General features: G+C 61.5%; 5 protein-coding genes and 1 pseudogene. 2 read left to right on the top strand and 4 right to left on the bottom strand.

All coding sequences use genetic code 11. The features are described from left to right. Positions 1-112 precede the first annotated feature (112 nt). Positions 113-460, bottom strand: coding sequence for a hypothetical protein (locus C480_RS17130; protein ID WP_006666882.1), 348 nt, complete (start codon positions 458-460; stop codon positions 113-115). 398 nt (positions 461-858) lie between these two features. Continuing rightward, a pseudogene (locus C480_RS17125) lies at positions 859-1,768 on the bottom strand (transposase). A 318-nt stretch (positions 1,769-2,086) separates the two neighbouring features. On the opposite strand from C480_RS17125, the gene C480_RS17120 reads away from it, so the two are divergent. Continuing rightward, positions 2,087-2,560 carry a YbaK/EbsC family protein gene (locus tag C480_RS17120; RefSeq protein ID WP_006666879.1) on the top strand — a complete coding sequence of 158 codons (474 nt, stop codon included), beginning with the start codon at positions 2,087-2,089 and terminating at the stop codon, positions 2,558-2,560. 2,500 nt (positions 2,561-5,060) lie between these two features. Continuing rightward, entirely contained in the window at positions 5,061-7,529 is a 2,469-nt protein-coding gene (locus tag C480_RS17100; protein ID WP_006666874.1) for a cbb3-type cytochrome c oxidase subunit I, read from the top strand. Positions 7,530-7,764: 235 nt separating this feature from the next. Here the strand turns inward: C480_RS17100 and C480_RS17095 are convergent, their stop codons facing one another. Further along, positions 7,765-9,114 carry a bactofilin family protein gene (locus C480_RS17095; RefSeq protein WP_006666873.1) on the bottom strand — a complete coding sequence of 450 codons (1,350 nt, stop codon included), beginning with the start codon at positions 9,112-9,114 and terminating at the stop codon, positions 7,765-7,767. After that, entirely contained in the window at positions 9,111-12,929 is a 3,819-nt protein-coding gene (locus C480_RS17090; protein ID WP_241433853.1) for a thermonuclease family protein, read from the bottom strand. The genes C480_RS17095 and C480_RS17090 overlap by 4 nt, the downstream gene beginning before the upstream one ends. Between the last annotated feature and the right edge of the window lie 21 nt (positions 12,930-12,950).

Here is a 12,950-nt window from a genome sequence, read left to right as displayed (position 1 = left end):
GTGCGGCGCATGTTCAGGGTCAGTCGTCCGTCTGCAGAAGTGCAAAAGTGAACATAACCCCCGAGAAAGACAGGGGTTTACCGCCGATGAGCACCTGCGCTATTCCGGTGACCTAGTCCCCGCTGTTGCAGTGGGAAGGCTCGAGCCGAGCGTACGCGTCTGCGGTGGCGCGGAGTTCAGTGAGCGAGTCGTTGAACGTCAGTGGACTGGGGAGTTGTTCGTCGATCTCTCTGAGGTCACGTTCGGCGTTACGGAGTGCTTCGTGAAGGCCGTCAGTGGGTACCCGTCTGTCATCGACGGTGTCGTGTTCCAGCTGAGATCCCTGATCACCGTCCGCCGAGTCGTTCGTTTCGAACGTCACTGCTGTCCGAGCAGCATCGGTACTGACAGTGTCATTGCGACTCTTCTCGGTCCCACCTGCCGTGTTCGTACTGTACTCGGGACCGGTACCGTCGGTCATACTGAGTGATACCTCAGAGACCCTTCAATACCGCAGGAGAGTTGTGTTACTGCTTGAATAGTGCGATGCATCAGTCGTTCGGGATGTTTATATCCCGTGAGAATGTACGCAAACATGCTTGCAAACCCCGACGGGTTTGGAAGCCACGTCTCGGATGGTGCAACATCCGGGACACTTTCGTGTCCATTTAATGGCTTCCGTTCTAATTGTTGAACGGTAACGACTTATATCTACCGTTGATCGGCAAGAAGATGGGCATTTCATCACCAGCGATCTGTGTTAAATCACCAGAAAGCATCAACCACAGCCAATAAATGGAGCAGGTATCTCGTGAAATAAAACCGAATAAAACTATTCCCCTCGAAGGACTTCATTGAATCCGCAGAGGGCAGGGGGTTTCACTGTTTGACGGCTTGTTCGACGTTGTAAACGGCAGCAGTGAGAGCGATCTCACGAAACTGACGGTACCATGCTCGCGCTCGGACGGCAGAGTCGTACGAGCGCTTGATCACCGAGTTCACGGTCTCACAGATCGACCGCTCGTTGTAGAGATCGTCGTCAATCCGCACGTTGTGCGCGTGATCGTAGGGTGCGAAGATGTGGTGTTTAATCAGCGGTTTCACGCCGTCAGAACGGAGTTCTTCGCGGAATCTCATATCGTCATAGCCTTTGTCAGCGGCGAGTGCGAGCAGGTCGCCGGCGTTCCGCNAGAACGGAGTTCTTCGCGGAATCTCATATCGTCATAGCCTTTGTCAGCGGCGAGTGCGAGCAGGTCGCCGGCGTTCCGCCGGACGACCTACGGGCCAATCTTCGTCCCGTTTGGCCATTTCGCACTACAGTGTACGTCGATCACCGCGCCCTGCGCGGTATCGACGAGAAACGTCGCCTGTATCGTCCGTACGTCTCGGTCGCACCGTTTGAGGTAGTGGTTCGACGCCTGTTGGCGGTCGAAATAGGTGGCGTCGATGGCGGCGTGACCGGACTGATCGAGCAGCTCCGACGAGAGCCGGAGCAGCTCTCTCCAGATCCGCATCGGTGCTCGATCAAACGACTTGCACAGTGCGGATGGACCAGGGAACTCGCCGCGCTCGTTCTCGAGCGCGGCTCGGACCGCTCCATCTCCTCGGCCCAATCGAGGACTTCGACGAGTGTCGCTTCCATGTGAACCCGAAGAAAGTGCAAGACGGCGTGCTTCCAGCCGGCAACTCCGTTGCCGGCAGGATGGCAGGTCTGCATCACTGCTGCATCAATACGTTTTCGTGCTATCGAGACAGCCCGTTTGACGAAGCGGAAGAAAATCTTCTGCACAAAGACGCCTCTTCCGCTTCACCTCAATCGTTCTGACGACTTACCCCGATGCCGTCCGTGGATTCAATAGAACCATCACAACAGAACAGGTGGCTTAGGTCAGGCTAACCGGCGATGCTTTATGAGGTACTGAGGTTCCCACCGCAGAAACCGGAGTTCGAGTGAGAGTGTGAGTTCTGTCCATATCGAAACCGGTGTGGAATGAGTAGTCGCGAATATACAGATGTAGGACCACACGGATTACGTCGAGCAGTTTCGCGCCGAGACCCCGACCGGCGAGTGAGCACGCTTTTGCCCGCGTGCCACGCAGCCGGCGACATGCACCCACGCGCGGCCGAGTTCCGCGAGCGCGTGGCCGAGGAGTACGGACTGGGAATCGAGATCGAAGAGTTCTCGGAGGGGACGAAGACGGCAGCCGCGGCCGCCGCCGCCGTCGGCTGTGACGTCGCCCAGATCGCGAGCAGTCTCGTCTCCCAGATCGCAAGCAGTCTCGTCTTCGAGGCCGATGGCGAGCCCGTCATGGTCGTCACCAGCGGTGCGAACCGCGTCGACGAGGACCGGGTCGCCGAGGCGATGGGTGCCGACTCGGTCGGAATGGCCGACGCTGACCGGATCAAAGAGCTGCTCGGCTGGTCGATCGGCGGCGTCCCGCCGATCTGCCACGATTCCGACGTACCCGTGCTGTTCGACCCCATTCTAGGGCAGTTCGACACGGTCTGGGCGGGCGCGGGAACGTCGGAGGCGTGCCTCGCGGACGCCGAGGAGCACCCGGTCACCACCGCCCCCTCGTAGATTATTAACACCGACTAGTACGATACGACATTTTATTAATTACTGTGGTGTAGATGATAATGCTTTTGTCCCCGTTCCCGTTTGTGGGAGATATGGCACGTACACGCCGAGAACTGTTGAAGCTGAGTGGGGGAGTGATGGTCGCCGCGGCGGTCGCCGGCTGTACCGACGGCGGCGAGGAGGGGGACGACGAGGACGAACCCGAGGACGAGGGTGAGGACGACATTGACCCTTCTGAGCGGGAGCAGAACGAAGTCGGAGGAGCCGAGCCGCGCGTAGCCGTCACCTATGACGGCGGNGAGGACGACATTGACCCTTCTGAGCGGGAGCAGAACGAAGTCGGAGGAGCCGAGCCGCGCGTAGCCGTCACCTATGACGGCGGTGTCGCTGTGCTTGACGGCGACAGCCTGGAGGTGCTCGATGAATTCGACGCCGAGGGGTTCGTCCGCATCAATGAGGCCGGGGATGGCCGGCACGCCTTCCTCACGGAGGGCAGCAGCTTCCGCCTCCTGGACGTCGGCACGTGGGGAGAGCCCCACGGTGACCACAACCACTACTACACCACCGACCCATACCTCTCAGATGTGACGGTTGATGGGGACACTCCAGGTCACGTGGTCTCTCATGACGGCATCGGTACCCTATTCTTCGACGGTACGGGTGAGTACCACTCCCTGGATCTTGCCGACCTCGACGTCGAGGCAGACAGTATCAAGACCGAAAGCTTCGAAACTGAGGGCCCCCACCATGGCGTCGCTGTGGTGCTCGAGGACGGTTCGCGATTGGAAACGCTCGAGGACCGTTCCGGCGCTCGCTTCCTGGACGCTGACGGCGAGGAAGNGTCGCTGTGGTGCTCGAGGACGGTTCGCGATTGGAAACGCTCGAGGACCGTTCCGGCGCTCGCTTCCTGGACGCTGACGGCGAGGAAGTGGACCGCAATGAGGACTGCCCCGGCGTCCACGGCGAAGCTGCAGGGCCAGACGGCATCATTGCAGTCGGCTGTGAGGACGGGGTCCTGGTTTGGGACGGCGACAGCTTCGAGAAGCACGATACCGGTGAGGAATTCTCCCGCATCGGCAACCTCTTCCCCTCTGAGGGCTCTCCCATCTTTCTGGGCGACTACCGCACGGACGAGGAGGCCGAGGAGCCGATGACCGAGGTGGCCCTGATCAACGCTAAGACCGGCGAGATCACCACAACCGACGTGGGCTCTCCCTACAACTTCCGCAACCTCCAGCGCGGACCTGACGGGGAGGCCCTCGTGCNTCAACGCTAAGACCGGCGAGATCACCACAACCGACGTGGGCTCTCCCTACAACTTCCGCAACCTCCAGCGCGGACCTGACGGGGAGGCCCTCGTGCTCACCGAGGACGGTCAGCTCCACATCATCGACCCGGAGACGGGCGAGGACCTCGAGCACATCGATGTGATCGATGAGTGGACTGAGCCCGAGGAGTGGCAGGAGCCCCGCCCGGCTATCCGCGCCAATGGTGATCACCTTTACGTCACTGACCCGAACAGCCAGGAGATCCACCTGGTGGATCTGAACGAGGGCGATGTGATCACCACCGGCGAGTTCGACTTCGACCCCAACGAGATTGTCGTGATCGATGGGCGCCCGGTCGAGGGCGTGTCTTCGGACTACGACGAACATGGTGATGAGAATCACNAATCACGATCATGACGACGAGGACCACGATCACGACCATGATCACGAGGAAGACGACGACCACGGACACGACGACGACTGATCGATCCGCCGACCCGTCGGATCACGGGCTTCGTTCCCGGTGAATTTATTAAGAAATTAGTTTGGGATGGTAATCCTATTCTAACTCAGTCCTCGCAAGAGAGAGAGTCGACCCGCGAGTGTGATTGAAACGTGCTTGGTTCGGTCCTTCATCTGTGATGTTAGTAATCCGTCGGCCCCTAATGTGTTTACGTGCCGTGTGACCGAACTCTTAGCTGTCTCTCGCTGATTTGTAAGTGTGGGGACTGACACATCTGGTCCAGTAGTGTCGACTACGGCAAGCGTCTCACGCTCTCCATCTGATGGCGTAGCAGTAATATTTAGCAGCATCCACTCACGNATCTGGTCCAGTAGTGTCGACTACGGCAAGCGTCTCACGCTCTCCATCTGATGGCGTAGCAGTAATATTTAGCAGCATCCACTCACGAAGCTGTCCATCAATATCACTATGACCAAGCGTCGACTTGACCGCTTGCTCGTGAGCCATTGCCACCACTGTCAACGGAAAAAGGATATCCCGAGCACCCCCACTCAGGCTCACTACAACGGATCCTGTAGCAGTTCGAATGCCTTGTTTTGCCGCCGAGTGACGGCAGTTTCGAAGCGCCGACTGTGCCATCCTTGAGTGCCCAACGGGGTGTTATATGGCTCTCTATCGCGGGTATGTTGGTGATGACCCGTGCTCGTGTGTGGTCCAAAGCGAACCGCTGGGAGGGGCACCGGAATGAGAGCCGAGCGAGGGGGTGTCGATGAGTGAACTCCCGCCGCGGACGACCATCAAGCGATGGCTGGTCACGACCAACCACAAAGATATCGGGATTCTCTACCTCATAACGTCCTTGTTCTTGATCGTCGTCGGCGGCGTGCTCGCGATACTATTCCGCATCCAGATGTGGGAATCGGGCGGGATCGGTCTGCTTGATCCAACCCAGTTTAATCAGGCGGTGTCCGTCCACGGGCTCGTGATGATCTTCTGGGTTATCTCCCCCCTCGGTATCGCGTTCGCAAACTACGTCGTCCCGTTGCAGATCGGTACTCAGGACCTTGCGTTTCCACGGTTGAACGCGCTGAGTTACTGGTTTTATGCGTTTTCGGCACTACTGCTCATTCTCTCGTTCTTTCAGGATGCAACGTGGTCCAGCGGGTGGTATATGTACGCACCGCTCAATGTACCGATTTACAATCCGGCCCAGGAGATGACTGCGGGCGGGACCGCAGCGGTCCTCGCGCTGACGCTGTTCGTTATGTCGGTCACGCTCGGATCAGTGAACTTTCTTACAACTATTCATCGGTGCCGCGCCGAAGGAATGGGATTGTGGAATATGCCGCTGTTCACGTGGGCGACGCTACTGACCGTATGGATGATGCTGTTCGCCTTTGCATCACTGCTTGCTGCACTCTTGCTCTTGATTAGCGACCGTATTTTCCTCACCCAATACTTCGCGACGAACCAGGGATCGAGCCTATTATGGGCACATCTATTCTGGTTTTTCGGCCATCCGGAGGTGTATATCGTCTTCTTCCCTGCATTGGGCATCATGCTCGAAACGTTTCAGACGTTCACCGGGCGTCGCCTCGTCGGACGGAAATGGATCATCATCGCGATGGTCCTGGTGGCCGTCCAGTCCTTCCTGGTCTGGATGCACCACATGTTTCTGACGACGATCAACCTCGAAATCAAGACGCTGTATATGGCGACGAGTATTGGGATCTCACTCCCGTTCGACTTGATCGTCTTCTCACTCATTTATACGATGATCAAGGGACGAGTTCGGTTTACGACGCCGTTCCTGTTTAATCTCGGTGCACTAGTCCTGTTCATCCTCGGAGGGATTACGGGGGTCTTCCTCGGTGCGGTCGTACTCGATTACCAGTTCCGGGGAACCTACTGGGTTGTTGCTCACTTTCACTACGTGATGGTCGCCGGAATTACCGCGCTGATCGGCGGAATCTTCTACTGGTGGCCGAAGATCACCGGAAAGATGTACGACGAAACGCTAGGAAAACTTAGCTTCGTAGTCTACTTTATCGGTTTTAACGTACTCTACTTCCCGATGTTTCTCGTGTGGGAGACGCCACGGCGCGTCTTCGAATTTAATACGGCGTTTACGGTCTATCATCGAGTGGCGACCGTGGGGGCACTGATCCTCGGTGCGTCCTATCTCATCATCTTCTACACGCTCGGTAAAAGCCTGCTCACCGGTCCGGATGCGCCCGGCAATCCGTGGACGTTCTCGCGGACAGCGGAGTGGGCGACGACCTCTCCGCCGCCGCTCGAAAACTGGCCGAACCGACCCAGTTACAGCAGTGGGTCCCTCGAGTTCGTCGACGATACAACGACTACATCGGACGGCGGCACAGTATCTGACGGCGGCGCGGTCGAACAGGCCGACTCGCTCGAGTCGGAGCACGCCGATCACGGAAGCATTTGGCCGTTCGGAATCGGAGCGGGGATGTTCGTGACGTTCCTCGGAGTCTCGGGGCTCACGCCGTGGGTCGTCGATTTCGCCACCGCGCGCGGCGCAGATATTTCCGAAATCGGCTCGCCGGACTTCATCCATCCAGTGCTCGTACTCGTTGGTATCGGGATCTTGGGATACACGCTCTTCGAATACGGACGCGAGCAGTTCGACGCGCCCGAGATGGCTATTGCCGAACGATGGCCGGTCGAGGGCATCGGGACGACGAAACTCGGCGTCTGGTTCTTCATCGCATCGGACGTTCTCGTCTTCGGCGCTGTCATCGGGGCGTATATCTTTATGCGGCTACACGCCGGCTGGAACGAGTTCGAAACGGTCCCGCCCTCCGCAACTATCGGGCTGCTCAACACCTACATCCTGCTCACCTCGAGCTTTACTGTCGTCCTCGCACTGGAGATGGCCGGGAGAAAAAACGAACGCGGATTACTGGCCGCATTGGGAGGGACGGTACTGCTCGGGCTTACGTTCCTCAGTATCAAGGGGTACGAGTGGGGACAAGAGTTCGCCCACGGGATCTATTGGTTCTCCGAACTCCAGTACTCGATTTACTTCGTGACGACCGGCCTCCACGCGTTCCACGTGATCCTCGGCCTCCTCATCGCGGGGTTCATGATCTACCGCATCGTGACGCTCGGTGCCTATCTCGAGGATCACCGGCCGGTGGAGTACTTCGGCATCTACTGGCACTTCGTCGATATCGTCTGGGTGGTCCTCTTTCCGTTATTCTATCTCATGTAGGATTTCGGGTCGAATTTGCGGACTGAGTCGCAGGTTCACCACACCAAAACGAAACGGAAACGGGTCGGCCGCGAGCCGCGCTCAAACCGGAGTCAGTAGCGACTGCGAGCCGGCTGGGTCGCTCGAATCGGCTCCGGTTTCGGCTTCGGCCCCTCATACGGACTGCTGTAAGTCATTTCCGGCGCAACCGCGCCCGTCCTGCGGTTGTGCGGGTAAATCGTTACAACAGACCGTATCACGCACCGGAAGGCAGGTCGTCGATCGAAACGTCACCCTCGACCAGGCGGTCCGGGACGGCGAACGTTTGGGTGACGGCGTCGCCGACGAGATCGCCGCCGACGGTCGCGCCGCCGGTGAGTCGAACCGTCTCTGCAGTCGAAAGTGCTACCGTCCCGTCAACAGTTGCCCCGCCGCGGGCCTCGAACGTTTCGAGTTCAGTGCCGCCCGTCACGGTGCCGACGGTCGAGCCGCCGGTGAGTTCGATCCAAGACGCGGTGTTCTCGACGGCAAGTTCACCGATCGAGCCGGAGCCGGCAACCGTTACGTCGCCGATGTCGGCCGCCTCGACGCTGCCGTCGACGGCCGCGTTCCCTCGAACCGTGAGCGTCTCGGCGGAGTCGACGGCCACGGCTTCAGTGGTCCCGCTGCCTCGGAGTGCGATGTCACCGCGAACGTCGCCACCGACGAGGATCCGATCGACGGTGGCTGCGCCGCGAACGACCACGTCACCGCCGACATCACCCGCGATGAGAACGTCGCCGTCGATCCGCGTATCGCCGGCGAGGACGATCTCGTCTTCGACATCGCCGTAGACGACAACGTCATCGTCGACGGCCTCGCTCCGGAACCGAAGCTCGTTGACATCCTCACCGCGGTCTTCGGGGATCTCGGAATCGGACGAGTTCGTCGTGAACTCGGTAGCGACCGTCTCGTTGGCCGCCACGGTTACCGTCGTCGTCTCGGTTTCGGTGCCGTTGCTAGTGAGCGCGCGGAGATCGTAGGTGCCCGGTTCCACGCCGTCGATCGAGACCGAGCCGTCGGCACCGACCAGCCCCGTTCGGTCGGGTCCGAACGCGTCGTCGCCGGTTACGGTCACCCACGTCCCTTCCGGAAGCGGTTCGCCGGTGTCGTCCGTGACGAGCGCATCGATTGCGCCCGTCGCCGCCGACTCGACTTCGAACGTCGCTTCGGCCTCGCTCTCGCGAGCCGCGATATCCACGCGTTCGGTCGCCGTCGCGCCGTCTGTCGCCGTCACGGTGACGGTATACGTCCCCGGTTCGGGAACGGGGATCGAAGCGGTGCCCGCGGCGTCGGTCGTCACGAGTTCAACTGTGTCCGTCGGGCCGTCGAGTTCAGCGACGACGGTCGTCTCCGCGAGTGCGCCACCGCCATCGCCGTCGAGGATCGTTGCGGCGAGGGCGGGTCCCGCATCGGCGGACGATCCGACGGGTGTCGGGTCCGCGGTGTCGGGCGCAGGTGAACTCGCGCCGGTAGCGAGAACTGCCGGAACGACGGGTGCGACGGCGACGGTGCCAGCGATCAGGACGAGGAGGGCTGCGAACGTCCAGCGGCGTTGCGCGCTCATGGTGCGATCACCCGATGTTCCCGTTCCCACGCAAGTACGGCAGCGTCGAGCGTCTCGCGGTCGATGCGGCCGGCGGACCAGTCCTCGATAGCCCCGTCGACTGCGGGGCGAATGATGAATCCCTCGTCATTGGCGAGCAGTTCGAGATACGCCCGCTGTTGGGGATCGAGATGGCCGAAGGCGTCGTCGCCGACCGGCGAGAACAGCGGGTACGAGCGATTGAACGTGCTCGTCACCGGCAGTACCGCCTCGCCGGCGAGATTGTTGACGGTGTCGACGATTCGGTCGTCGTTGAGTCGGAGGTCGGAGCCGAGGCCGGCGGCGACGGCGTCGAGGTTTGCGCGGTGGTCGGCGCTCGCCGCCGTCGAGCCGACGAGGATCACCGCACCGCCGTCGTCGCGGAACTCGCGGAGTGTGCCGAGTTCAGCCTCGGTGTAGGCCCGTCCCGGTGCGGTGAGGAACACGGCGGTTGGCTCGTCCGCCTCGGGGAGGGTGGTCGCGACGTCGTTGAACTGCCTGAGCCGACCGCCGATGCCTTCGACGAAGCGGAGGTAGTACTGCATCCGCTCCAGCGAGAGCGACCCCGAGACATCGAACTGAGCGTGTCCGCCCTCGACGAGGAAGTCGCCGTCGTTGTGCGAGAGGTATCGCGCGAGGTTCGTGACCAGCGGGAAGTTGCCGTAGCCGCCGGTGTCGACCGGGAATCCCTCCAGTTCCTCGTAGGCCTCGTTGAACAGCAGTCCGCCGGCCATCGCGACGCGATTGTCGTGATCGACCCCGATCAGGGGCGCTTCGTCGTACGCGTCGACGCTGCTGCCGGAGAGCGGTTCCTGATCGGCATCCGGACCGGCTGCGACGGGAACGCGGTCGGCCGCGAGCGGCCCGGAGTCGGTCGTGATGCTGGACGCTCGCGGGACGTACACCTCCTCGACGGGATCGTTGCGGTGCTCGAGGACCGCGTCGAAGTCGGCCGCGGACCAGACGCCGCGCCCGTCGGCGAGCGCGGCCTCCTCGACGGCCGCGAACTCGTCGTGGCGGCCGAATCCGGACGAGTAGACGCGGGCGTATCCCTCCGCGACCATCTGCCGGTTGTACTCGACCGAGTAGTCGCCCGTCCCGGGATCGGCGTCGAAATCGTCCGGGTCGTAGTGCATGTATCCGAGCAGCCGTCCGTAGTTGCCCCGGATCGGCTCGACGTCGTCGAAGGTGAGCTTGATCCGCCGTCCCTCGACGTCGGTGTCGCCCGCGTCGGTGCCGTCGGGCGTCATCACGTCGAGGGCGAACGCGGTCGCGTTCTCACCCCACTCGTTTAAGTGCTCGATATCCTCGACGCCGAACCACTCGTGGATTTCGTTGGAAACGTCCCCCGTCTCGGCCGTATCGAACCCGAGGTGGCGAACCACGTCCCGGTAGTCGTACTCGCTGTCGAACTCCACCTCGACGGTGTCGCCGTCGAACACGCGCACGACGCGACCGTAGTACTCCTCGCCCGGATCGAACTCGATGCCGATCGACTCCTCGCGCTCCGCGAAGTAGTCGAACGCGGTGTTGAGATTCGTCGTCTCGATGTCGAACTCGCCGTCGCCGTCGTTCACCTGGTCCGAGTTGAACCGGAAATCGAGGTCGAGCGCGTCCGCGATGGCGTTCAGGTTTGCCGTTTCGTCGAAGCCGGTTTCGGAATTGCCCTGGCCGCCGAAGTCGGACTCGTCGAACAAGAAGAGCGCGCCGCCGTCGGCGACGAACGCCTCGAGTTCGTCGAGTTCGGTCTGTGAGAACGCGGTCGACGGCGAGGAGACGACCAGTCCGTCTGCCTCGTCGAGACCGGGTGCGCCCACGCCGTCGAACACGTCGAACCCGTCGTTGAAGTTCGCGGTCGTGGGAACGAACGCGACGCCGTCGTTGTGCGTCTCGTCCTCGACCTGGTCGGCGTTGAACCGGAAGGCGATGTCGAGTTCTGCAGCGATGGCGTTGAGCGTCGCCGTCTCCTCGTTGGTGAACTCCGATTCGTCCAGGAGGAACACCGCGCCGCCGCCGGCGACGTGAGCCGAGAGCGCGTCGAGTTCAGGTTCGGTGTATTCCTCGCCAGGCGAGGGAACGACAACCGCATCGGCGGCGTCGATGGTCGCGCCATCCGCCGATCCGTCGAAGAACTCGAACGCGTCGTTGACGTTCGTCGTCCGGAGCACGAACGGGGCCCAATCGCTGTGTTCTTCGTCGACGACTTGGTCCGAATTGAACCGAAAGTCGAGGTCGAGCGCCGCCGCGAGGACGTTCAGGGTATCGGTCGCGTGACCGTCGTAATCGGCCTCGTCGTGGATGAATACGGCACCGCCATCGGCGACGAATGCCTCGAGCGCGTCGCGTTCGGCCGCCGAAAACGCCTCCCCGGGCGATGTAATCATCACGAGATCCGCATCGTCGAGGTCGGCCGCGAGGTCGTCGGTCGCTCCCACGTCGAAGCCGCGGTTCGACGCGAGCGCCTCGAGTTCGGCGTAGTCGTCGAGCGCCAGCGCCTGCCCGTGACTCTCGTCGTAGTAGACGGTCCCCGGCCCGTCGAGTCGATCCTCCCAGGCGGTCACGAGGAACTCGCGGGTGGCGTCGACGTCGCTCTCGTCGGTGGCGAGGGGCGCACCGATACCGACGACGGTCCCGTCGACCGCAACCAGCGGAACGTCCGCATCGACGCCGGCGTAGCTGACGAATCCGTCGTCGTTTTCGTCGACGTTCTCCGCGGTCGACTCGGCCCAGACGGCGACGAGCGAGTCGTCGGTGAGCGACTCACCGTCCGCATCGAGCAGGCTCGCCGTCGAGAAGAACTCGAGTTCGTCGATCCCGCCGCCGTCGCTTCCGAGCAAGTCCTCGGTCGCCTCGAAGTCATAGCCGTCGTCCTCGATGGCGGCCGCGAACTCGCCGAACGAGGAGGAATCGTAGTAGCTGTCGTGGGCGTCATCCCACAGAATCGTGCCGCTCTCGCCGATCGTCTCGGACAGCAAGTTGCGCACGAACTGCTCGTTGGACTCGGTGAGATCACCGTCCTGGAGCAGTTCCGGCGTCCCGAATCCGACGACGGCCTCGTCTCGGGAAACGAGCGGAATCGCTTCGTCCTCCCCGTAGAGGTACGATGCCGAATCGCCCTCGTCGTCGACGTTCTCCGCAGTCGGCTCCGCCCAGACGAGCACGTGAGCGGGGTCGGTGAGCGGCCCGCCGCCCGCGGCGACCTGACTCGCCGTCGAGGGAAACAGCAGTTGCGCGCCGCCCAGAATATCGGTCGTCGAGCGCAACTCGTAGCCCGCGTTTGCGGCGTACTGCTCGAAGGAGTGGTAGTGCTCGAGGGCGAGTTCGTGAAACTGATCGTGGCCCTCGTCCCACAGGACCGTCCCCTCGCCGCCGATTTTGGCGTCGAAAAGATTGAGCATGAACTCCTCGTTCCCAACGTCGAAACCGCCCTGATCGTCGCTGATGAACTCGACCGTACCGAGCCCGACGACGGAGCCGTCTTCGGAGACGAGCGGAATATCGTTGGTCTCGTAGACGACTGTCGACGGGCCATCGTCCGTCGTCTCGAAGTTGTACGCGGTCGGCTCCGCCCAGACGACAACAGTCTCGTCGTCGCTGAGTTCGCTCTCGCCGTCCGGTGCGATCTGACTCGCTGCAGAGTAAAACGACAGCGCCTCGATACCCGGTTCGGCGGTCGATGTCCCGACAGCAGGCCGAGTGCCGATCCCGGTGAGGGCCGTGCCGACCGCCGTTCCAGTTACCGCCATAAAGTTGCGACGCCCGACCGTGGATCGTCGCTCCGTGGGGTTTTCTCCCATGACAAGTGACGACTATTTCCA

Source organism: Natrialba aegyptia DSM 13077, assembly GCF_000337535.1.
In the GTDB taxonomy this organism is placed as follows: domain Archaea; phylum Halobacteriota; class Halobacteria; order Halobacteriales; family Natrialbaceae; genus Natrialba; species Natrialba aegyptia.
This window is presented reverse-complemented; position numbering and strand designations above follow the sequence as displayed.

Bases quoted from the DNA above. Each gene is read 5' to 3' on its own strand.
- C480_RS17130 (WP_006666882.1), bottom strand. From the start codon at position 460: ATGACCGACGGTACCGGTCCCGAGTACAGTACGAACACGGCAGGTGGG.
- C480_RS17120 (WP_006666879.1), top strand. From the start codon at position 2,087: ATGCACCCACGCGCGGCCGAGTTCCGCGAGCGCGTGGCCGAGGAGTAC.
- C480_RS17100 (WP_006666874.1), top strand. From the start codon at position 5,061: ATGAGTGAACTCCCGCCGCGGACGACCATCAAGCGATGGCTGGTCACG.
- C480_RS17095 (WP_006666873.1), bottom strand. From the start codon at position 9,114: ATGAGCGCGCAACGCCGCTGGACGTTCGCAGCCCTCCTCGTCCTGATC.
- C480_RS17090 (WP_241433853.1), bottom strand. From the start codon at position 12,929: ATGGGAGAAAACCCCACGGAGCGACGATCCACGGTCGGGCGTCGCAAC.